General features: G+C 67.7%; 21 protein-coding genes and 2 tRNA genes. 9 read left to right on the top strand and 14 right to left on the bottom strand.

Translation table 11 applies throughout. The annotated features are described in order from the left end of the window. Positions 1-40 precede the first annotated feature (40 nt). The 3 genes from IE302_RS38890 to IE302_RS38880 all read left to right on the top strand — a co-directional run bounded on the left by IE302_RS38890 (position 41) and on the right by IE302_RS38880 (position 2435). Positions 41-682 (top strand): response regulator transcription factor, encoded by a 642-nt coding sequence (locus IE302_RS38890; RefSeq protein WP_191259458.1) that lies wholly within the window; start codon positions 41-43, stop codon positions 680-682. Between the two features lie 82 nt (positions 683-764). Beyond that, the gene (locus tag IE302_RS38885; RefSeq protein WP_191259457.1) at positions 765-1016 is read left to right on the top strand and encodes a DUF8847 domain-containing protein; all 252 of its coding nucleotides are present in this window, start codon (positions 765-767) and stop codon (positions 1014-1016) included. A gap of 93 nt (positions 1017-1109) precedes the next feature. After that, a complete protein-coding gene (locus IE302_RS38880; RefSeq protein ID WP_191259456.1) occupies positions 1110-2435 on the top strand; it encodes an acyltransferase family protein in 1326 nt (441 codons plus the stop codon). Here the strand turns inward: IE302_RS38880 and IE302_RS38875 are convergent. The 8 genes from IE302_RS38875 to IE302_RS38840 form a co-directional block, all read right to left on the bottom strand. Continuing rightward, a complete protein-coding gene (locus tag IE302_RS38875; protein ID WP_191259455.1) occupies positions 2425-3321 on the bottom strand; it encodes an amidohydrolase family protein in 897 nt (298 codons plus the stop codon). The genes IE302_RS38880 and IE302_RS38875 overlap by 11 nt on opposite strands. Continuing rightward, positions 3318-3800 carry an SsrA-binding protein SmpB gene (smpB, locus tag IE302_RS38870; protein ID WP_034322147.1) on the bottom strand — a complete coding sequence of 161 codons (483 nt, stop codon included), beginning with the start codon at positions 3798-3800 and terminating at the stop codon, positions 3318-3320. The genes IE302_RS38875 and smpB overlap by 4 nt, the downstream gene beginning before the upstream one ends. Positions 3801-3851: 51 nt before the next feature. Next, positions 3852-4745, bottom strand: a complete 894-nt coding sequence (gene ftsX / locus IE302_RS38865) for a permease-like cell division protein FtsX (protein ID WP_191259454.1) — start codon at positions 4743-4745, stop codon at positions 3852-3854. Positions 4746-4796: 51 nt separating this feature from the next. Continuing rightward, positions 4797-5486: a cell division ATP-binding protein FtsE gene (gene ftsE / locus IE302_RS38860; protein ID WP_005168409.1), complete on the bottom strand. Its 690-nt coding sequence runs from the start codon at positions 5484-5486 to the stop codon at positions 4797-4799. Positions 5487-5621: 135 nt separating this feature from the next. Next, on the bottom strand, positions 5622-6725 hold the full coding sequence (prfB, locus tag IE302_RS38855) for a peptide chain release factor 2 (protein ID WP_039920096.1): 1104 nt from the start codon (positions 6723-6725) through the stop codon (positions 5622-5624). A 66-nt stretch (positions 6726-6791) separates the two neighbouring features. After that, positions 6792-7292: a PadR family transcriptional regulator gene (locus IE302_RS38850; protein ID WP_020633847.1), complete on the bottom strand. Its 501-nt coding sequence runs from the start codon at positions 7290-7292 to the stop codon at positions 6792-6794. Between the two features lie 277 nt (positions 7293-7569). Next, positions 7570-7643, bottom strand: a tRNA-Met gene (locus tag IE302_RS38845). An 83-nt stretch (positions 7644-7726) separates the two neighbouring features. Continuing rightward, complete coding sequence (locus tag IE302_RS38840) at positions 7727-8320, bottom strand: TetR family transcriptional regulator (protein WP_191259453.1); 594 nt, start codon at positions 8318-8320, stop codon at positions 7727-7729. A 93-nt stretch (positions 8321-8413) separates the two neighbouring features. On the opposite strand from IE302_RS38840, the gene IE302_RS38835 reads away from it, so the two are divergent. Then, a complete protein-coding gene (locus IE302_RS38835) occupies positions 8414-9871 on the top strand; it encodes an FAD-dependent monooxygenase (RefSeq protein WP_191259452.1) in 1458 nt (485 codons plus the stop codon). Between the two features lie 200 nt (positions 9872-10071). On the opposite strand, the gene IE302_RS38830 is transcribed toward IE302_RS38835, so the two are convergent. Both IE302_RS38830 and IE302_RS38825 read right to left on the bottom strand, forming a co-directional pair. Next, positions 10072-10145, bottom strand: a tRNA-Met gene (locus tag IE302_RS38830). Between the two features lie 67 nt (positions 10146-10212). Beyond that, positions 10213-13212 carry a UPF0182 family protein gene (locus IE302_RS38825; RefSeq protein ID WP_268246798.1) on the bottom strand — a complete coding sequence of 1000 codons (3000 nt, stop codon included), beginning with the start codon at positions 13210-13212 and terminating at the stop codon, positions 10213-10215. A 156-nt stretch (positions 13213-13368) separates the two neighbouring features. Here IE302_RS38825 and IE302_RS38820 point away from each other — a divergent pair, with 156 nt between their 5' ends. Continuing rightward, complete coding sequence (locus IE302_RS38820; RefSeq protein ID WP_191259451.1) at positions 13369-13917, top strand: PPA1309 family protein; 549 nt, start codon at positions 13369-13371, stop codon at positions 13915-13917. Positions 13918-14047: 130 nt separating this feature from the next. Here IE302_RS38820 and IE302_RS38815 read toward each other — a convergent pair whose 3' ends face one another. Next, positions 14048-15052, bottom strand: a complete 1005-nt coding sequence (locus IE302_RS38815; RefSeq protein ID WP_191259565.1) for a YlbL family protein — start codon at positions 15050-15052, stop codon at positions 14048-14050. 203 nt (positions 15053-15255) lie between these two features. On the opposite strand from IE302_RS38815, the gene IE302_RS38810 reads away from it, so the two are divergent. Beyond that, on the top strand, positions 15256-16605 hold the full coding sequence (locus tag IE302_RS38810) for a zinc-dependent metalloprotease (RefSeq protein WP_191259450.1): 1350 nt from the start codon (positions 15256-15258) through the stop codon (positions 16603-16605). 6 nt (positions 16606-16611) lie between these two features. Here IE302_RS38810 and IE302_RS38805 read toward each other — a convergent pair whose 3' ends face one another. Further along, positions 16612-17175 (bottom strand): M48 metallopeptidase family protein, encoded by a 564-nt coding sequence (locus IE302_RS38805; protein WP_005167498.1) that lies wholly within the window; start codon positions 17173-17175, stop codon positions 16612-16614. Positions 17176-17338: 163 nt separating this feature from the next. On the opposite strand from IE302_RS38805, the gene IE302_RS38800 reads away from it, so the two are divergent. The 3 genes from IE302_RS38800 (at position 17339) to IE302_RS38790 (ending at position 20845) form a co-directional block, all read left to right on the top strand. Beyond that, positions 17339-18373, top strand: coding sequence for a hypothetical protein (locus tag IE302_RS38800; RefSeq protein WP_191259449.1), 1035 nt, complete (start codon positions 17339-17341; stop codon positions 18371-18373). A 77-nt stretch (positions 18374-18450) separates the two neighbouring features. After that, entirely contained in the window at positions 18451-19791 is a 1341-nt protein-coding gene (locus IE302_RS38795; protein ID WP_191259448.1) for an ABC1 kinase family protein, read from the top strand. A 142-nt stretch (positions 19792-19933) separates the two neighbouring features. Further along, entirely contained in the window at positions 19934-20845 is a 912-nt protein-coding gene (locus tag IE302_RS38790) for a hypothetical protein (protein ID WP_191259564.1), read from the top strand. A 5-nt stretch (positions 20846-20850) separates the two neighbouring features. Here the strand turns inward: IE302_RS38790 and IE302_RS38785 are convergent, their stop codons facing one another. Together IE302_RS38785 and IE302_RS38780 are read right to left on the bottom strand one after the other, a co-directional pair. Continuing rightward, positions 20851-21030 carry a hypothetical protein gene (locus IE302_RS38785; protein ID WP_191259447.1) on the bottom strand — a complete coding sequence of 60 codons (180 nt, stop codon included), beginning with the start codon at positions 21028-21030 and terminating at the stop codon, positions 20851-20853. Beyond that, the gene (locus tag IE302_RS38780) at positions 21027-21896 is read right to left on the bottom strand and encodes a class I SAM-dependent methyltransferase (protein WP_191259446.1); all 870 of its coding nucleotides are present in this window, start codon (positions 21894-21896) and stop codon (positions 21027-21029) included. Before IE302_RS38780 ends, IE302_RS38785 begins: the two co-directional genes overlap by 4 nt. Between the last annotated feature and the right edge of the window lie 16 nt (positions 21897-21912).

Below are 21912 nucleotides of genomic sequence, written 5' to 3'. Positions count from 1 at the left end.
TGAATAGGCCCTGCCGTTCACTCACGAACCTGGGGGCAGGATGCGGGTCGTCATCGCCGAAGACGCTGTGCTGTTGCGCGCGGGGGTGATCCGACTGCTCGCCGACGAGAACATCGAGACGGTCGCCGCCGTGGACAACGGCGACGACCTGCTCGGCGCGGTCAAGGAGCACCAGCCGGATCTCGCGATCGTCGACGTGCGGATGCCGCCCACGTTCACCGACGAGGGCCTGCGCGCGGCGCTGGGTGCCCGTGAGGCCGTCCCCGGCCTGCCCGTTCTCGTGCTTTCCCAGTACGTCGAAGAGAGCTACGCCGTCGAGCTGTTGTCCGGCGGCGCGGGCGGAGTCGGTTACCTGCTCAAGGAACGCGTCGCCGACGTCGGCGACTTCCTCGACGCGGTCAAGCGGGTCGCCGGCGGCGGCACGGCCATCGATCCGGACGTCATCGCGCAGCTGATGGCCCGGGGCCGCAAGAACCCGCTCGACGCGCTCACCGCCCGCGAATCCGAGGTGCTGGGGCTGATGGCCCAAGGCCTGTCGAACACCGCCATCGCGAACTCGCTCGTCGTTTCGCACGGCGCCGTCGAGAAGCACATCGGCAACATCTTCTCGAAGCTCGGCCTCGAAGCGAGTTCGGTGGAACACCGCCGGGTCCGCGCGGTGCTCACTTACTTAGGACGCTGAAGTAGCTCTTGGTGGCGAAGCCGTCACTCACCTAACATGGGCAGACTGATGGTGAGAGACGAGCCGAAACCGAGGAGGACCCATGACCGACCGGACCTCCCACCGTGTCCGTTTCTTCGGCGGCCCTCTCGACGGACGCGTCCAGGAACTCGGTGATACCGAACCGATCCCGGGCACCGTGCTCAAGCACGTCCATCTGCACGACGGGCCGAAGATCGAAACCCGCTACGAACTCGGGCGCGCCGAGGACGACTGCTGGGAATTCCGGCTGTGCGCGGCCCCGGTCCCGGAGCCCGCGCCGCGGCCCGAGCCCGAACCCGACGGTGTGGGGTAGGGAAAACTCCACCTTCGACGGGCGAAAACAGGAAGACCGATACGGCGGCCCGCACTGCTGTTTCCGGGCGTGGGAAGCACCAGGCTTCTTTCCATGCACACAAGCCAGAAACAGGGCCGGGACAGGTTCCTGGACATCGTCCGGGCGGTCGCGATCCTCGCGGTCGTCGTCCAGCACTGGGGCATGCCGGTGCTCTCCTACGCCGACGGGAAGCTGTCCACGGGGAACGCGCTCGCGACGCCTGGCTGGTGGGTCGTCACCTGGCTCAGCCAGGTCATGCCGCTCGTCTTTTTCGCCGGCGGGGCGGCGAACCTGATCTCGCTGGGACGCGCGGAAAGTTCCCGTTCCTGGCTCGCGGCCCGCCTCAAGCGGCTGATGATCCCGGTGCTGCCACTGGTGGCCGTCTGGCTGTTCGTGCCGGACATCCTGCGCGGGATGGGCGTCCCGGACCAGCCGCTGCAGGTCGGCGGCGCGATCGCCGCTCAGCTGCTGTGGTTCCTGGCCGTGTACGTGCTCGCCGTGCTCCTCACCCCGATGCTGGCCGCCGCGCATCGCCGCTGGGGCCTCAAGGTCCCGCTCGTGATGCTCTCCGCCGCCGTGCTCGTCGACGTCGCCCGCTTCAACGACCTCGGCCTGATCGGTTTCGCGAACGCCGTCTTCGTCTGGATGGCCGTGCACCAGCTCGGTTTCCACTACACGCGGGGCCGTCTCGGCTCGATCGGCCGCAACGCCGCGCTGGGCATGGCAAGTATCGGGTTCGGCATCACCGCGCTGATGGTCGCCTTCGGCCCGTACCCGGCCAGCATGATCGGCATGCCGGGGGCGCCGGTTTCGAACATGAGCCCGCCGACCGTGCTGCTGGCCTTCCTCGCGATCGGCCAGATCGGGCTCCTGCTCGCCTTCAAACCGCGGCTGAACGCGCTGGCCGCCCGGCCGAGCCTCGACGCCGCGCTGAAGTGGATCGGCCCGCGGTTCATGAGCGTCTACCTGTGGCACATGCCGGCGCTGATCGTCGTCTCCGGGGTCGCGGTCTACGGCCTGGGCTACGAGACCCCCGAACCGGGTTCCGTGCTGTGGCTGACGATGGTCCCGGCCTGGCTCGGCGCCTGCGGTCTGGTGCTTCTCGGTCTCCTGCGGCTCTTCGCCCGCTTCGAAACGCAAGCCTCCGGCCCGGCCTCGACCGCGCAGACGCCTCAGCTCGTCCTGGCCGGCCTGGCGATCGCCGGCGGCCTGCTCGGGCTGGCCGCGCACGGTTTCGCCCCGCTGAGCGACGGTATCGCGCAGGGTCCGGTGCCGTGGGTGGCGCTGGCCACGGGCGGATTCCTCCTGGCGGGCAAGCAGATCTCGGTCACGGAACTGGGGACGCGGCTGCTCGGCCGCGCGGTCTCGGTCAGCGAGGTGGCGCAGCTCAAACGCTGAGCAGTTTCGCGGGGGTGTCGTGCAGCACCGCCCGCAGGAAAGGCTCACCCAGGCGATCGTCGGCGGCCCAGCCGGCGATCGCCTGCAGCTGTGTGGCGTACGAGTACGGGATGTTGGGGAAGTCGGTGCCGAACACGACGCGATCCGGGAATTCCGCCAGCAGATCCGCCCAGTCCGGCGGGAGCGGGTTGCCGCGCAGGGTGAACTCCACCCCGACCATCGTGGTGTCGAGGTACACGCGCGGATACGTCCGGGCCAGCTCGAACGCGAAAGCGATCTCCGGCATGCCGGCGTGCGCGAGCACCAGCGTTAGGCCGGGATGCCGCAGCAGGACCTCTTCGAACAACCGTAGCCCGGTGTAGGCACCCTTCAACGGACCGTGTCCACAGTGGACGACCACCGGGACACCCGCGTCCGCCAGCGCGCCCCAGACGCCGTCCAGCAGCTCGTCACGCGGGTCGTAGGCGCCGACCTGGACATGTGCCTTGAAGCAGCGGGCACCCGCGCGCAACGCACCGTCCACAACGGACAGCGCGGACGGTTCGGGATAGAACGTGCCCGTCGGCACGGCTTCCGGGACGCGTTCGGCGAACTCCAGCGCCCAGGACGTCAGCCACTCGGCCATCCCCGGTTTGTGCGGATAGACCAGCGGCGCGAACCTGCGCACGCCGAACGAGCGCAGGGTTTCGATCCGCTCTTCCTCCGACGTGCGGTAATACACCGGCCAGGCCACGCCGTAGTGCTTCTCGGCCTGGTCGAAGTAGGCCCACACCTTGTCCATCACCGGCTTCGGCAGGAAATGCAGGTGCAGGTCCACGAGCCCGTCGATACCCAGCGCCGCGATCCAACCGGGGATCTCGGCGTCCGAAGCGGGCCCGTGGATCAATCGTTGTACCGGCCCTTCAGCGCCCGGCCCATGGCCCGGCTGATGGTGCGGTCCGCGTCCCGCTTGGCGATGTCCTGACGCTTGTCGTAGGACTTCTTGCCCTTCGCCAGCGCGATCTCGACCTTGACCTTGCCGTCCTTGAAGTACATCGACAGCGGGACCAGCGAAAGGCCGCTCTCCTTGGTCTTGCCGATGAGCTTCTCGATCTCCTGGCGGTGCAGCAGCAGTTTCCGGGTGCGCCGCGGCGTGTGGTTCGTCCAGGTGCCCTGCACGTACTCCGGGATGTGCACGTTGCGCAGCCACACCTCGCCGTCGTCCACCGTGGCGAACGCGTCCGCGAGTGATGCCCGTCCTTCACGCAGGCTCTTCACCTCGGTACCGACGAGCACGAGACCGGCTTCGTAGGTGTCGAGGATGGAGTAATCGTGGCGAGCCTTGCGGTTCGACACGATCACCTTGTGTCCACGTTCCTTGGGCATAGCGGCGACTCTACGTGAGTTTCTGTGTTCGGGCAGGTGGTTATCGGGCGGCTAGTGGCGCACGTACAGACGCAGCGTCACGTAGCCGGTGATCGCCGAAATGATGACCGAGACGGCGATCAGGATCGGCGCCACCGGGAACAGCAATTCGAGCATGCCGACCGCGGGGAACACGTCACCGGTGAGCACCAGGTCGAGCAGCAGCACCTTGGTGAGCACCAGGAAGACGATACCGATGAGCGCGCCGACCAGGCCGGCGACCACCGCCTCCAGGAGGAACGGCAGCTGCGTGTACCACCGGGTCGCGCCGACCAGGCGCATGATGCCGACCTCGGTGCGCCGGGTGAACGCCGACACCTGGATCGTGTTGGCGATCAGCAGCAGCGCGGCGATGGCCATGATCAGCGCGGCCCCGAACGCCAGGTTTCGCACACCGTTGAGCGCGTTGAACACGCGGTCCAGTGCCTTCTGCTGGTCGTCGACCTTGCTGACGCCGGGTTTGCCGGTGTACTCCTGGATGATCGCCTGGCTGCGCTCGGGGTTCTTCAGCTTGACGTGGAGCGACGCGGGCAGCGCCTCCGGCCCGGTCAGCGCGAGCAGTTCCGGCTGGCTCTCGAACATCTTCTTGAACCGCTCGTAGGACTGCTCGCGGTTCTCGAACACGACCGACTCGACGCCGTCGTTGCCCTGCAGGTCCTGGCGCAGCGACTGGCAGGCGGACTGCGAGCAGTTGGGGTCACCCGCGCTGATGTCGTTGACCAGATAGACCGAAACCTCGACGTCGGCGAGGAAGTTGGCCTTCATCTTGTCGATCGTTCCGACGGCCAGCAGACCGAAGCCGAGCATGGCGAGGGAGACCGCGGTGGTGAGGATCATCGCGATGGTCATCGTGACGTTCCGGCGCAAGCCGGTGACTACCTCGCTGAAGACGAAACTGGCGCGCATCGGGGTTGCTGTCCCTTGGAAGTCGTGGGTTACGGAGGAGGGCGGGGCCGGTCAGCGGCCGATGCCGTAGACGCCTCGGGCGTCGTCACGGATGACCTTGCCGAGCTGAAGCTCGACGACCCTTCGCCGCATCGAGTCCACGATCGAATGGTCGTGGGTGGCCATGAGCACCGTGGTGCCGGTGCGGTTGATCCGCTCCAGCAGCAACATGATGTCCTGGCTGGTGTCGGGGTCCAGGTTCCCGGTCGGTTCGTCGGCGAGCAGCACGAGCGGGCGGTTCACGAACGCGCGGGCGATCGCGACACGCTGCTGCTCACCACCGGAGAGTTCGTTGGGGAGGCGGTCGGCCTTGCCGTCGAGCCCGACGAGTTCGAGGACCTCGGGGACGACCTTGCGGATCGTGGGGCGCGGCTTGCCGATGACTTCGAGCGCGAAGGCGACGTTCTCGGCGACGGTCTTGTTCGACAGCAGACGGAAGTCCTGGAAGACACAGCCGATGGTCTGCCGCAGCCGCGGCACCCGGCGGCGGGCGAGCTTGGCGACGTCGAAGTTGGAGACCATGACGCGACCCTTGCTCGGCACCTCTTCGCGCAGCAGGAGACGCAGGAAGGTCGACTTCCCGGACCCCGAGGGACCGATCAGGAAGACGAACTCACCTTTGTCGATCTCGACCGACACCCTTTCGAGGGCGGGACGGGTCGAGGTCTTGTAGACCTTGGAAACCTCTTCGAGCCGGATCACGGTTCGGCATACTACCCATGCCCGTCGTTAAGCCCGGGTAGCCCGGTCCCGGCGGCGAAGCGAGCAAGGGACCTTTGCTGTCACTCTCTTCCGGAAAGTGACAGCAAAGGTCCCTTGCTCTCTCACGCAGGGTTGTTACGCGGCTCCGGACTGCTTGCGCCAGCGGATGCCCGCCTCCAGGAAACCGTCGATCTCGCCGTCGAGCACGGACGACGGGTTGCCGACCTCGAACTCGGTCCGCAGGTCCTTGACCATCTGATACGGGTGCAGCACGTAGGAGCGCATCTGGTTGCCCCAGCTGGAGCCGCCGTCCTTGAGCGCGTCCATCTCGGCGCGCTCCTCCTCCTTCTTCCGCTGCAGCAGCCGCGCCTGGAGCACCTTCATCGCGGCCGCCTTGTTCTGTAGCTGCGACTTTTCGTTCTGACACGAAACGACCACGCCGGTCGGGATGTGCGTGATCCGCACCGCCGAGTCCGTCGTGTTGACGCTCTGGCCGCCGGGGCCGGACGAGCGGTACACGTCGACGCGGATGTCCTTCTCGGGGATGTCGACGTGGTCGACCTCCTCGACCTCGGGCATCACCTCGACGTGCGCGAAGGAGGTCTGGCGGCGGCTCTGGTTGTCGAACGGCGAGATGCGCACCAGCCGGTGCGTGCCCTGCTCGACCGAGAGCGTGCCGTAGACGTAGGGGGCGCTCACCTTGAACGTGGCGGACTTGATGCCCGCCTCCTCCGCGTAGGAGATGTCGTAGACGTCCGTCGGGTAGTTGTGCCGCTCGGCCCACCGCAGGTACATCCGGAGCAGCATCTCGGCCCAGTCGGCCGCGTCGACGCCGCCCGCTTCGGACCGGATGGTGACCACGGCGTTGCGCGGGTCGTACTCACCCGACAGCAGGGTGCGGACTTCGAGCCCGTCGATGTCCTTGGTGAGGGCCGTGAGCTCGGTCTCGGACTCGGCCACGCTCGCGGAGTCGCCCTCGGCCTCGGCCAGTTCATAGAGGACGCCCAGGTCGTCGAGCCGCTGCCGCAGCTCGGAAATGCGTCGCAGCTCACTCTGCCGGTGGGACAACTGGCTGGTGACCTTCTGCGCCGCTTCGGGGTCGTCCCAGAGGTTCGGGCTGGATGCCTGTTCCTCCAGCTCGGCCACCTGGGCACGCAGCGCATCCAGGTCCATCACCGACTCGATCTGCGTCAGCTTGCCGGCCAGGTCCTTCAGTGCCGCATCGAACTCATCACTCACGTCGGCCAAGGTTACGGCAAAACCCACGACCGGTTGCGGGGAACCGGTCGTGGGCACCTGTCCGGGTCAGGACTGGGGGATGGAATCCAGCAGTTTCAATGCCGCTTTCGCCTGCGCCTGAGCGAACTCGGCGACCGCCTTGGCGTAGGGACCGTCGGCCCCCTTCGTGGCGGCCTTGGCCTCGTCGAGCTGCTGGGTGTAGCTGGCGCGCGCCGACTCGAGCAAGGTCGAACGCTGCTTCACCGTCAGCGAGCCGGCGTGCACGAGACGCAGGATCAGCGGGCTGCGGAGGTGGTCAGGACCGGCTTCGGAGGACAGCCACGTCTTGAACGCCTTCTTGCCCGCCGCGGTGATGAGGTACTGCTGGCTCGACCGCGGGCCCTGCTTGCCGAGGCGGACGAGGCCCTCCTTCGACAAGGCGGGGAGCTCCCGGTACACCTGGCTGCGGGTCACGCTGAAGAAGGCGCCGAAACGCTCACCCGCCCCCGCGACCAGTTGCCCGCCGGTGGCGGGACCGTCGTGGAGAAGACCGAGCAGTGCGGCGGCTGTTGCATTCAATTCGGACACATCCTCTACGGTCCCACTTTTCGGAACCTGTGTCCACTGTGGTCAACGCATCTGTCCATTGTGGCTAGTGATATGCGCTCATTCGGCCCAACGCGCTACGCCTGTCCACAATGGACCGAACACGCTGCGCAACCGGCCTTCGCCACGGACAGCGGTACGCGTCCCCCGCCCCGACCAACGACAGCGAGTGATCGCCCCGGAGGGCGCACGGCCACCGAACCGGAAAAGAAGAAGCGCGTATCTGCGATTTCCGCAGATACGCGCTTCGTTTTCTCTGTAGCGGGGACAGGATTTGAACCTGCGACCTCTGGGTTATGAGCCCAGCGAGCTACCGAGCTGCTCCACCCCGCGTCGTTGTGTCAATAGATTACACGGGGGCGAAACCGGGTTTCAGGCGGGTGCCCTTAACTTCCCGAAGCGCCCTTGACCTGCCCTTATGGCGCGAGTTTGTCATCCAGCCAAGCGAAGACGCCGTTGAGCACCATGGTCAGCCCGTCGCTGAACCTGCCCTCGACATCGTCGTCGAGAGCCCACTCCGTGGCCGGGGCGTCGTACCGCGGGTCCCGTTCGCCCGGAACCGGATAAACGGCCTGTTCTTCGATGGTGAAGCCGATGACATAGCTGTAAACGGTGAACCACGCTCGTCCAGCCAGGTACGGTTCGAGCCCCGCGTCGACACGCCCCTGGAACGGGTTGCCGCCGAGCAGGCTCTCGTCGGTCATGTAGGTACCGGAGAAGACCTTTGCCCCGTCACGGTAAGCAAGCATCATCCGGCGCAGACCCCGCGACGCGACTTCGAGAGAATCCCGCTCCCCCAGTCCTTCCGGCACCCGGCCCGGCATCGCGTCGGCATACATCCGGGTCGCCATCTCATCGAGCAGCTCTTGTTTGTTCTTCACGTGCCAGTACAGCGCCGGCGCCTTGACGTCGAGCTCCTGCGCGATCAGGCGGAGCGTCAGCCCGTTGAGCCCGACGTCGTTGAGCAGCCGCAGCCCGGCGCGGACGATGTCCTGCCTGGTCAGACCCAATTTTTGCCCTCTTCTCAACGGTGACGTCTTGACAATTTAACGATGTTAAGGGCAAGGTGAGCACAGGTCAATTTAACGTTGTTAAGGAGTGGTATGAACAACCTGGGGACGGACGTGGTCGTGGCCGGGGCGGGACCGACCGGGCTGATGCTGGCCCACGAACTCGCGCTCGCCGGCGTCGATGTCGTGGTACTGGAACGACTTCCCGGGCGCACCGGACTGTCGAAAGCACTGAACCTGCAGCCGCGTACTGCGGAAATATTGGAACTGCGCGGACTTCTGGACGGCGCCGAGGAGCGTTCGTTCGCGACAGTGCGGGACGGACATTTCGCGATGATCCCCGTCCGCTACGACGGTTGGGACACTCGATTCCCTTTCCAGCTGGGGATTCCGCAGGCCAGGGTCGAGGAGTACCTGGAGGAACGCCTTGCCGCACAAGGAACGAAGGTGGTGCGGGGAGCCGAAGTAATCGATTTCGTTCAGGACAAAGACTCTGTCTCTGTCCGGTACCGAACAGACGGTGGCGAAACCCGGCTGCACGCGAAGTTCCTCGTCGGCTGCGACGGTGCTCGAAGTGTTGTACGCAAAGGGTCGAACGTGGACTTTCCCGGTGTGGACGGTGAAGGTTTCGGTGTGGTCGCGGACGTTCTGTTCGACAAAATCCCTGACGGTGCGCAAAAACAGTGGCGAACGATGCGGGATGCCGGCGGGCCGACCGGCGCGACCACGTTCAAAGGTCTTATCCCGTTGGGAGAGCCGGGTCTCTACCGTTTCGTGTACGGCGACCGGGCCTCCCGGCCCGAGGACTTCCGGTCCGCCGTCTCGCAGGACGAAGTCCGGCGGGTTCTGCTCGACTCGTACGGCGACTCCGGGACGGTGTCGGAAATCCGGTGGGCTTCACGGTTCTCGGATGCCGCGCGGCAGGCGGAGCGCTACCGCGCCGGGCGGGTGCTGCTGGCGGGCGATGCCGCGCACATCCATTTCCCGGCGGGTGGGCAGGGTTTGAACCTGGGCGTGCAGGACGCGATGAACCTGGGTTGGAAGCTCGCCGCGACGGTGCGCGGCTGGGCCGGTGACGACCTGCTGGACACCTACGAGGCCGAACGGCACCCTGTCGGTGCTCAAGTGCTGCACAACGTCGCAGCTCAGACTGGGCTGATTCCCCGGTCTCGCGAGTCTCGCGCGCTTCGCGCCGTTTTCGCCGATCTTGCCGCGCTGCCCGAGGTGAGCCGGTACCTGTCGGGCATGGTCTCCGGTCTAGGGATCCGCTACACGACCTACGGAACGTCGCACCCGGCTCTCGGTTCGCGACTGACCGATCAGGACGTCGCCACCGAAGCCGGTCCCCTGCGCCCCAGCACCCTCTTTCGCAACGGCGGGTTCGTGCTCCTGACGACCAGCTCGGCCCACGTCGACGCCGCCCGGGCTCAGGCCGGCTCGCCGCACCTGACGACCCAGATCGTCACTTCGCTGCCTTGGCCCGCCACGGACGCCGTCCTTTACCGTCCCGACGGCTACGCCTGCTGGGTCGCCCCCACCCCCACGCGATAGCAAAGGTCCCCCGCTACCGCCGCCACCTAGGCGATACCAAAGGTCCCCTGCTCCCGCCCGCCCTGAACACCACGCAACCGACCACTTGGGGGGTCCAGGGGGCGGAGCCCTCCTGGCGGGGGTCCGGGGGTTCGACCCCCGGGTAGAAATACGAAGGAGGCCCGGTCTGCGTTTCCGCAGACACGGGCCTCCGACCTCTGTAGCGGGGACAGGATTTGAACCTGCGACCTCTGGGTTATGAGCCCAGCGAGCTACCGAGCTGCTCCACCCCGCGTTGTGACACCTACCTTACGCCTGCGTTTCGAGCAGGCGCAAAGCAGGTGCCCTTTTGGTAAGCGACGTCACCCTCCGGGCTGGCCGGAGGTCGGCGGAGCACCGGACGCCGGCGGGTTGGCCTTGGCCGACTCGTAGGCCTTGGAGGCTGCTTCGAGTGCGGCGAGGGCTGCGCCCTGGTCGGCATAGTTGCCGGATTGCTGGGCCGCGCGGAACTTGACCCAGGCGTCGTGCATGTCGCCCGCGGCCTTGTCGAGCGCCGGGTTGCCGCTGGCGGGCGGCTGTTGCGGTGGCGCCGTCGTGCCCGGCGGCGGTGTCGTGGTTCCGGGGGAGCCGCCGGTCTGCGGCGGTGTGACCCCGGATCCGGTGCCCGCTCCGAAGACCTGGTCGAGCGCCTCGTTCAGCGTCGGCGCGAAACCGATCTTGGTGCCGTAGGAGACCAGGACTCGCGCCAGCTGCGGATAGCTCAGCTGGTTCCGCTGCCTGATGTAGACCGGCTCGACATAGAGGAAGCCGTTGGCGACGGGCAGTGTGATCAGGTTTCCGTAGGTGACCGTGACATTCGGGTTGTTGAAGAGTGTCCGGTCCTGCGCGACCCGCGGGTCACTTTGGAATCTGTTCTGGACCTGAACGGGTCCGTCCACCTGGGTCGCGCCACTCGCTCCTGTCGGCAGTCTCAGGACCCGCATTCGTCCGTAGTCTTCGGGATCCGACGACACCGACATCCAGGCCGCCAGATACTGCCGTTGGAGACCGGTCAGTGAACTGGTGAGCTGGAACCGCGACTTGGTGTCGCCCGGCGCGGTGGCCAGGACGTAGTAGCCGGGCTGGTTGGCGATACCGGAGGCGGACGCGTTCACGCCGCCTTCCTGTGTCGGGTCCTGCGGGACACTCCAGAAGGCCTGCTGAGCGTAGAACTCGGCGGGGTTGTTCACGTGGTACTTCGACAGGAGTTCCCGCTGCACCTTGAAGAGGTCTTCGGGGTAGCGGAAGTGCGACCGCAGGTCCGGAGAGATCTCGCTGCTCGGCTTGACCAGGCCCGGGAAGACCTTCTTCCAGGCGTTGAGCACCGGCTCGTTGTCCTCGACCCCGTACAGGGTCACGGTGCCGTCGAACGCGTCGACGGTGGCCTTGACCGAGTTGCGGATGTAGTTGATCGAGGAGTTCGCCTGGCGGGTGGTGCCGCTGAGCGAGTCGTTGGTCGCCTGGCCGAGCTGGGTCTGCTGGGCGTACGGGAAGTTGTTCATCGTCGTGTAGCCGTCGACGATCCAGATGATCTTGCCGTTGACGACCGCCGGGTACGGGTCACCGTCGAGGGTCAGCCACGGGGCCGCCTTCGCGACGCGCTCGCGCGGTTCGCGGTTGAACATGATCTTGGATCCGTCGCCGATGGCGTCGGAGAAGAGAATGTTCCGCTCGCCGTATTCGGCGGCGAAGACGAGCCGGTTGAACCAGTTGTCGATCGGCACGCCGCCGGAGCCCTTGTAGATGTATCCGCGGTCGACGGCGGTGTCGTACTCGCCGGGCGCCTGTCCCGCCTTGCCGCCGACGATCGCGTACGCGGCGTCGGTCGCGAGCTCGCCGTAGTAGATGCGGGGCTCGTCCACCTTGATGCCCGGCTTGTTCGGGTCGGACGACCCGGCACCCGACGGGTTCTGGGTGTCGCTGGTGGTGGCGATCGGGTAGCCGCCGTCGGAGTTCGCGTCCTTCAGCGCACGGTCGATCGTGTTGGCGGGCGCGGCGACGAAGCCATTTCCGTGCGTGTAGACGAGGTGCTTGTTGATCCAGTTCGTCTGGTTGCCGGTGAGGCCTTCGGTCTTGATCTCCTTGGCCGCGACGATGTAGTCCTGCGTGACACCGTTGAGGGTGTAGCGGTCGATGTCCAGCTTGGACGGGAAGCCGTAGAAGTTCTCACGGCCGACGCGCTGGGTGAAGGTGTCGCTGAGGATGTTCGGGTCGAGGAGCCGGATGTTCGGGACGGTCCCCTTGTCCGCCTTGATCTCCGCGGAGGTCGCCTCGGATTTGCCGGTGTAGTCCTTGTACTCGACATTGGTCAGGCCGAACGCCTGACGTGTCGCATCCATGTTGCGCTGGATCGACGCCGATTCCTTCTCGTTGGCGTTGGGCTTCACGGAGAACTGGTCGAGCACCGCGGGCCACGCGACGCCGACGAGCACGTTCGACAGGATCAGCAGTACCAGCGCGATCGCGGGCAGCTGCAGATTGCGCAGGAACGCCCCGGCGAAGAACGCGACGGCACAGATCACCGAGATGCACAGAAGGATCAGCTTCGCGGGCAGGACCGCGTTCAGGTCGGTGTAGGTCGCACCGACGAACAGCGGCGCTCCCCGATCGGAGAGCAGCAGGTTGTAGCGGTCGAAGAAGTATTCGACCGCCTTCAGCAGCACGAAGATGCCGATGGTGATGGCGAGCTGGGCGCGGGTCGGGCCGGCGAGCTGGCCGCCCTTGCCCGCGAGCCGGATGCCGCCGAAGACGTAGTGCGCGATCAGCGCGCCGAAGAACGCGATCACGACCGAGATGAACAGCCAGCCCAGGAGCCAGTTGTAGAACGGCAGATCGAAGGCGTAGAAACCGACGTCGTTGCCGAATTCGGGATCGGTCTGGCCGAACGGCGTGCCGTTCAGGAACAGCTGCACGACCTGCCAGTCGCTCTGCGCGGACGCGCCGGCGATGAGCCCGGTGAGCACCGGGATGCCGATGCCGAACAGGCGGATCCGGCCGACGATCGCGGACCGATAGCGCGCGAGCGGGTCGTCGTTGCCGGAAACCGGCACGAAGACGGGCCGGGACCGGTACGCGATCATCAGACTGACCGCGAGCGAGCCCCCTACCAAGAGCCCTACGGCGAAGAACAAGACGACGCGGGTGATCAGCACCGTGCTGAACACCGTCCGGGCGCCGACCTCGCCGAACCACAACCAGTCGACGTAGGTGTCCAGCAGTCTCGCGCCCAGCAGCAGGGCCAGAATGACTACGGCGGCGATGATGAGCAGTATCCGGCTGCGCCGGGACAGCTTCGGCAGGCTCACGGGGGGCCGAGTGGCCACTGCACACGCTCCTGGTTTGGTGAACTTTTCGCAGGGACGCGCGTACCGCGTGCGGCCCCTGATGCTCTAACTCTACGGATGCCGTCGGAAGTTCCCGGAACCCGCCCAAACCGGACTCGGAAGGCCGCTGGCCCGACCGCCTGGAACGATGTGCCAATGGCACCGAGTGAGCAGCAGGGCGTGGCCGGCCTGGCCCGCGAAGTCGAGGAGTTCGTAGCCTCCGGAGGATGGGATCAGCCGCCGCAGTTGTTCGCGCTGGTCCCGACCGCGGCGCTGCTGGACGAACAGCCCGAACTGGCCGGGCAACTCGACCCGTCGGCCCCGCTGACGCCGGTCGCCCAGGAGTCGCTGCCGGACGGCGATCTGGGTGAGGCGCTGGCGCAGATCGCGTGGCCCGATCTGGTGCTGGGCTGCGCGCTCGCGCAGGAGATCATCGTGCTGCCGCCGGACGCCGAAGCCGAGCTTCCGGTCGTTCCCGAGACCGATGCCGAACGCCTGCGCCAGGCAGCCGCCGATCACCCGCGCCGGACCGAAGCCCGGCTCGTGGCCGCGGTGCTGCGGGATGGTGCCGGAGCGTGCGTCATGCGGCTTCGCGGCGCCGGGAAAACCGAGGAACCCGGTGATGTCCCCGTCGACGAGATCATCGAGAACCCGGAGCTGGCCCCTAACCTCCTCGAAGCCCTGAGGGCGACCCTGCTGCCCTGACCAGCGAAAAGAGAGCAAGGGACCTTTGCTATCGCCGACCCCAGTACGGGACGCCGGGACGACACCAAAGGTCCCTTGCTCTCTATTACAAACTCGCGAGCGATAGCAAAGGTCCCTTGCTCCCCCGCGGTCAGCAGGAAGCGGTAGGCCGCCCCGCCTTGAGGTTCTCGAGCTGCGCGATCGCCTCGTCCAGCGTGGACACCTTGATCAGGTTCAGGCCGTCGGGCGCGGCGGTCTTCGCCTCGGCGCAGTTGTGCGCGGGCACGAGGAAGTCGGTGGCACCGGCCTCGCGGGCGCCGACCACCTTGAACGAGATGCCGCCGATCGCGCCGACGACGCCCTTCTCCGAGATCTCACCCGTCCCGGCGATGTGCTTGCCACCGGCGAGGTCGCCCGGCTCCATCTTGTCGACGATCGCGAGCGCGAACATCAGGCCGGCCGACGGGCCGCCGACGTCCTGAAGCGAGATCTTCACGTCGAACGGAACGTCGGCGCGGTCCACCGCGGTCAGGCCCATGAAGCCTTCCGGGCCGTCGGGACGCTGCGCGAGCGTGAGCGGCACGGTGCGTTCGGCCTGCCCGTCGGATTTGAACGTGATCTGGACGGTCTGGCCAGGCTTCGTCCCGTTCAGCGCGGCCCGCACATCGGTCGCTTCCTTCACCGTCTGCCCGTTGACCACCAGAAGCCGGTCCCCCGGGGCGAGCACCTTGTCCGCCGGGCTACCGGAGACGATCGTCTTCGCGAGCACCTTCACCGGGAACTTGCGGCGCAGCGCGGCGACCTGGGCGGCGGTCTGCGAGTCCTGCAGCTGCTGGATGTTCTCCTGGCGGACCTGCTCGTTGGTCTCACCCGGCTTGAAGTACTCCTCGCGCGGGGCCAGCGCGTACCGGCCACTCGCCCAGAGCCCGAGCGCGTTGAACAGGGTGATGCCGCCATCGCGCAAGGAGACGGTCGTCATCCGCAATTCGCCGGAGGTCTGGAAGATCTCGTGTCCGTTGACCTGGATCACCGACTGCCCGGCGGCGTCCTTGCCGAGCGTGTCGTAGGTCGGGCCGGGGCTGATCGCCACGTAAGGCACCGGGATGAAGAACCCGACCAGCGCGAAGGCGACGAACAATGCACCACTGACCAGCAACGTCCAGCCGCGCCGGGTCAGCCGCCGCTCGGAGCGGTCCTGGTCACTCGCGGAGCCCGCACGGGTCCGCGTTGCTGTGGTCTGCTCCGAGGACTCTGTCACGCGTGACAGCGTACGGTGACGGTGTTCGCTTCTCGGTGAAGGCCACGCTCATCACTCCACTTGACGAGCTCTGCGTCCCAGGACCCGCGTACGGTGGTGCCATGAGCAAACCCCCGTTCGGCTTCGGACCGCCCGATCCCGACAAACGAGGCGAGAACGAGCCGTCGGATTCCGGCGGCCAGCCCTCCGGCGCCGAGGCCTTCAATCAGCTCGGTCAGATGCTCAGCCAGCTGGGCCAGATGCTCAGCCAGGCCGGCAGCTCGACCGGGCCGGTCAACTACGACCTGGCGAAACAGATCGCGCTGCAGAACCTCGGCAGCAGCGGAAGCGGTGACGTCCAGCTCGGCTTTTCGTCGTCCAGCGGCGGCGACTCGAGCACAGCCGTCCGTGACGCCGCGCACCTGGCCGAGCTGTGGCTCGACGCCGCGACGATCCTGCCCGCCGGGGCGACGACGACCGTCGCGTGGTCCGCGCGCACTTGGGTCGAGAAGACCCTGCCCACCTGGCAGCGCCTTTGCGACCCCGTCGCCCAGCAGGTCTCGGGTGCCTGGGTCCAGGCCCTGCCCGACGAGGCCAAGCAGGCCGCCGGCCCGCTGCTGTCCATGATGGGACAGATGGGCGGGATGGCGTTCGGCTCCCAGCTCGGTAACGCCCTGGCTCAGTTGGCTTCCGAAGTGCTCACCTCCACCGAGGTCGGCCTGCCGCTCGGCCCCGCGGCCACCTCCGCGCTGCTGCCGGCGAACATCGAGAAGTTCACCGAGGGCCTGGAGCTGCCGACCAGCGAGGTGCTGGTCTTCATCGCCGCGCGCGAGGCCGCCCACCAACGGCTGTTCGCGCACGTTCCGTGGCTGCGGCAGCGGCTGCTCGCCACCGTCGAGGAGTTCGCGAGCGGTATCTCCGTCGACACCTCGGCGCTGGAGCAGCTCGCGGGGCAGATCGACCCGTCGAACCCGGCCAGCATCGAAGAGGCCATGTCCTCCGGTCTGCTCGAGCCGCAGACCTCGCCCGAGCAGAAGGCGGCCCTGAACCGGCTGGAGACCCTGCTCGCGCTGGTCGAAGGCTGGGTCGACGTCGTGGTCGCCGAGGCCATCGGCGACCGCCTCCCGGGCGCGGACGCGCTCCGGGAGACGCTGCGCCGCCGCCGGGCCACCGGCGGCCCGGCGGAGCAGACCTTCGCCACCTTGGTCGGGCTCGAGCTCCGGCCCAGGCGGATGCGGGCGGCTTCCGCGCTGTGGAAGCTGGTCGGCGACCAGCACGGCATCGAGAAGCGGGACGGCCTCTGGTCCCACCCCGACCTGATGCCGACCGCCGAGGACCTCGACGAACCGCTCGACTTCGCCGAACGTCTCGGCGATGGCGAGTCGACCCTCGAAGGCATCGACCCGATCGCCGAGATCGAACGCACCGAGCGCGAGAAGAACAAGCCCAAGGACGACGACGACAAGAGCTGAGGCACGTCAGTCCTCCGCCGCGATGCCCCATCCGGCGGCGGAGGACAGGCCCTCCAGATAGCCGATGGCGCGCTCGGTCTTGGGATAGCGGCGAACGAGCTCCCAGAACGCCGCGTTGTGCCCTGGTTCCTTCAAATGCGCGAGTTCGTGCACGAGGACGTAGTCCAGCACCCACGCCGGCACCCGGCGCAGACGATCGCTGACCCTGATCGTCGCGTCGACCGGCGTGCAGGACGCCCACCTCGTCCGCATCGGCGGCACCCAGCGAACGCTCGCGGGTATCGCCTTCCCGTCCAGATATTTCGCCGAAAGCACGGCGCAGCGCGCCAGCAGCGCCTCGTCCGAGGCTTTCGGCGGCGCGGCCTGCCGCGGCCCTTTACGCAGCAGCTTGCGCTGCATCTCGGCTACCCAGTGCTTCTCCTCCGCCCGGGTCATCCGGGCAGGGATCAGCACGACGAGGGTGTCCTCGTCCCAGTACGCGGTGACGGTCCGGTGGCGGCGTTGGCTACGCCGTACCTCGACCTTGTGTTCGGGAGTGTCCGACGGATTCGTCGTGTCCCGGCTCCTCAATGAGGGCGTCCGTGCTTCGACCACTCGACCACGGTAAGGCCAGTCACCGACAAGTCCGAGGGCCGAAAGGTCACAGCCTCAAGTTGTCCACAAGGGGGTCAGCCTGTGGATAACTCGCGTTCTTCTTGACCTTCGGGCATCGGACCGGTGCGATCCTGCGATCATGAACCTGCGCGAACCGGACCTGCGATCGATCATCCTGCCCGCCTTCCCGGCCCTGCTTCCCGGCCTGGATGTGCTGGAACGCGGAAACGGTGAGATCCAGATCGGCCTCGACCCCGCACACGCCGTGGTGATCGCCGGGGTCGCCACCGAAGTGGCCGAAGCGCTCCGCGGGCTGGACGGGAAACGGGCCGCCGACGACATCGCGCTCGCGCAGAGCGAACACGACGAACAGCTGCGGGACCTGATGACGGACCTGACGGCCCGGGGCCTCGTGACCGACGCGGGAGAGCCTCGGCGACATCCCGTGCCGAAACCGGAAACAGGACTCTGGTCGCTCCGAGTTCGCCACCATCACGCGGCCATGACGGCGAGGCGCAAGCGCACCGCGGTGGCGGTCCACGGCGACGGCAGGCTGGCCGTGGCCATCGCCGTCCTGCTCGCCAACGGCGGGGTCGGGCACGTCGACATCAGGGCGTCGGGCACGGTGCTCGAAGACGATCTCGGCTCGGGTTACACCGAGGCCGAGATCGGCATGCCACGCCGGGAAGCGATCGCGCAGGCCGTGCACCGCGCCGGGGCGGACACGTCGACCACCAGGCTCTACTCGGATCGCCGTCCGGAACTCGTGCTGCTCACCGACGCCGTGGTGCCCGCTCCCGAAGCGGTCGAAGAACTCGTCCGGGACGGGATCAACCACCTGCCGGTGCGCGTCCGGGACGGGGTCGGCATCGTCGGGCCGCTGGTGGTGCCCGGCCGCAGCAGCTGCCTTCGCTGCGCCGACCTGCACCGCGCGGGCCGCGACGAGTCCTGGCCGAGAGTGGCGAGCCAGCTCGCGGGGCGCGTGCAACGGCCGGACCTCGGCGCCGTTCAGGCGTGCGCCGCGCTGGCCGCCGCGCAGGCACTCCGGCTGCTCTCCCCCGGCGACCAGGCGCCGCCCGTGTGGAACGCCACCCTCGAGATCGACTTCTTCGACGGCGCGATCCGCCATCGAGACTGGCCGCCGCACACCGGATGCGGATGCGGCGCCCGGTGACACGGGGAGCGACGTAGCCCACACGCACGCCCTCAACAGGCTGCGCGAGCGGAGTGAATCAAGGCAGAATCGCGGAGGTGACCGACTCCCGCAACGCCGAGGACCGAGATGCCGCCATCCCCCGCAACGGGGCCGCCCGAACGGCGAAGCTGGCCAGCATTCCGCTCGGCATAGCGGGCCGGGCGGTGGGCGGCTGGGGCAGGCGGCTGACCGGGCAGAGCGCCGAAGAGGTCAACGCGACACTGTCCGCCAAGGCCGCGGAGCAGCTCTTCGAGGTACTCGGCACGCTCAAGGGCGGCGCGATGAAGTTCGGCCAGGCGCTGAGCGTCTTCGAAGCCGCGGTGCCCGACGAGATGGCGAAGCCCTATCGCGAGGCCCTGACGAAGCTCCAGGCCGCGGCACCGCCCATGCCCACCCGGCAGACCCACCGTGTCCTCGCCGAGCAGCTGGGGCGCACCTGGCGGCAGCGGTTCGCGACCTTCGACGACAACCCGGCCGCGTCCGCGAGCATCGGCCAGGTCCACCGCGCGACCTGGCACGACGGCCGCGAAGTCGCTGTCAAAGTGCAGTACCCCGGAGCCGACGACGCGTTGCGGAGCGACCTTCGACAGCTTCAGCGTTTCAGCAGGTTGTTCCAGGCCTTCGTGCCGGGGACCGAGGTGAAGCCTCTCCTGGCGGAACTCGCCGAGCGGATGAACGAAGAGCTCGACTACCAGGCGGAAGCCCAGAACCAGCGGGCTTTCGTGAAGGCGTTCGAAGGCGTCCCCGGGTTCCTGATCCCTCGTGTGGTCGCCAGCGCGCCGAAGGTCGTCGTCACGGAGTGGGCCACCGGCACTCCGCTGTCGAAGATCATCGCCGGCGGGGACAAGGACGCCCGTGACCGCGCCGGCCGCCTGCTCACCGAGTTCCACTACTCGTCGCCGGAACGGGCCCGGCTCCTGCATTCGGATCCGCATCCCGGCAACTTCATGCTGACCGCCGACGGCAGGCTGTGCGTGATCGACTTCGGTGGGGTGTCCCGGCTGCCCGAGGGGATTCCGCAGCATCTCGGCGAGATGACCCGGCTGGCGCTCGACGGTGAGTCCTCGAAGCTCATGCGGCTGCTCAGGGAGTCCGGCTTCATCCGGGCCGACGCGGATCTGCAAGCCGATGACGTGCTCGCGTACCTGGCGCCGTTCACCGAACCGCTCGCGAGCGACACGTTCCACTTCACCCGCCGTTGGATGCAGCGGCAGGCGGGCCGGGTCGGCGACACCCGCGGCCGGGATTTCCGGATCGGCCGTTCCCTCAACCTGCCGCCCGAGTACCTGATGATCCATCGGGTGACCGCCGGATCGACCGGGATCCTCTGCCAGCTCGACGCGGAGATCCCCGCCCGCGCGATCGTCGAACGGTGGCAGCCGGGCTTCGCGGCCTGAGAAGTTATCCACAGGGATTGGCTCGGCTGAGCCGAAATCGGGGTCGTCCGGGCGAGTTGTCCACAACTTCGCGGATGGTGTTCCACCCGGACGGCCCAACGGTCATCCTCGTTTTATGACCACTACACGAAGCGCCCGACTCGTGGCGCTCAGTAACACCAGCGAATCCGGGATCATCACCAGCCGCGAGCTACGCAAGGCAGGCGTCACCGCGCGTTACGCCGCGAAGCTCTGTGGCCCGGGCGGTCCTTGGCGAAGGCTGATGCCGGGTGTGATCCTGTTGCGCGACTCCGCGCCCACCCGGCTTCAGCTGTTACAAGCCGCTGTCGCGCGGTTCGGGCCGGACGTGGTGGTGACGGGCGCGGACGCGCTTCGCGCACGAGGCGTCGACTGCCCGGTCACCCGGGAGGTCCATCTCCTCGTCCCCGACTATCGGCGCGTCCCGGCGGAACCCGGCATGCTGCCCCGAAGAACCACGCGGATGCCGCCGCCGACCGTGATCGACGGCGTCCCGTTCGCCCCGCCGGCCAGGGCGGCGCTCGATCTGGCCAGGCTGGAGCTCGATCCCGCGCGGATCGACGAGCTGATCTCGCTCCCGCTGTACTGGGGCCTGTGCACGCTCGACGAGCTCATGGACGAGCTCGACTCCGGCAACCGACGCGGCTCGGCCGCGGTCCGCGCGGCTCTGCGCCGCGTCGATCCCGAAGAGACGTATGCGCATGGGCTGGCGAAGAAGGTCCTCAGCGGCTGCCCGCTGCCCTCGCCGTCGTGGAACACGACGATCTGCGACCGGCGAGGGCGCCCCATCGGCTCTGCCGACGCCTGGTGGGACGACATCGGCCTGGCATGGCAATTCCGTGCCCCGAGACAGGGCGTCGCGGATTTTCACCCGCTGGCGCTGACCGCGACCGGCACGGTGCTGGTCCGGTGCACCATCGATCAGTTGAAGAAGGTTCCGCTGGAAGTCGCGGCCGAGCTCGTGAGGGCGTTCGCCGAAGCGGCGCGGACGCCGCGGCCGAAGGTCCGCACGATCGGCCGGATCGACGCCGCCTGAGGAGCTCACCAGTACTCGTCCGGCAGCTTTCCCTCGATGTCGCGGGTGTGGCGGCGAGCGCAGGTAGGGCACATCCAGCGCACGGCGTTCTTCTCCCGGGTGGACACCCAGGCGAGCGTCTGCGCGGGTTCCTCGTCCACGCCGCGGATCCGGCCGCACAACGAGCAGCCGACCTGGTCGCTCACGGCCGGCGTCCACGATGGATCGTCTTCGCCCCTTGCAAGAACAGATCCTGGCGCGCGCCGAGGAAAGCCGGGCTCTCCGGATCCACCAAAGCGGCCGTTGTCTCTTGGTCTTCGCTGCTCAGGAGGTCACCTGCCACCTCGGTCAGCCAGGTCATCCGCTCGATGACGAACTCGCTCAGCGGATCCGGCCCGGGCGCCGGGTGGTGGATGAGCACCCCTAAGGAATCGATGTCACTCAGTCCTGCTCGCTGGAGCGCGATGTTCCAGCCGTAGGGCATCGGGACGGAGCCGGGGATGCCCGCCCGCATCTCGGCGAACCATTCGCCGCGCGCGGCGAGCAGGCGCTCCTCCAGCCCGGGCCGCCCGATGCCGAGGTCCCAGGGGAGGCAGTTGAAATCCAGGCCGCCCTCGGAGATGGCGACCAGTCCGCCGGGGCGGGCGAGCCGGGAGAGGGTGTCGACGGCCGCCTGCTGATCGGGCAGGTGATGCACCACGCGGGAAGCCCAGACCAGGTCGGCGGGAGGGAGCTTGGCGGGCAACCCGTCGTCGGCGACGTCGGCGTGGATCGTCTCGACGGTGGCTTTGTCCCCCGCGGCCGCGGCGACGACCCGATGCGCTTCGGCCAGCAGGTGCTCGGTCGCGTCGACAAGCACGATCTTGGCGCCGGCGGAGGCCAGTTCCTCGGCGAAGAGCACGCTCATCCCGCCCGCACCGCAGCCGACGTCGAGGATGGTCGGCCCGTCCGGCATGCCCTCCAGCAGCCGTCGGGCGGCCAGCCGCATCGGCTCCGCGTCGAGAGCTTCGGCCATGCGAAGTGATCGAAGCCTGTCAGCCCAGTCGATGTCGTCGTGCGTGTGTACGGCCATTCCCCCAGTCAACACC

The organism is Amycolatopsis oliviviridis, from assembly GCF_014654365.1.
Classification (GTDB): Bacteria; Actinomycetota; Actinomycetes; order Mycobacteriales; family Pseudonocardiaceae; genus Amycolatopsis; species Amycolatopsis oliviviridis.
This window is presented reverse-complemented; position numbering and strand designations above follow the sequence as displayed.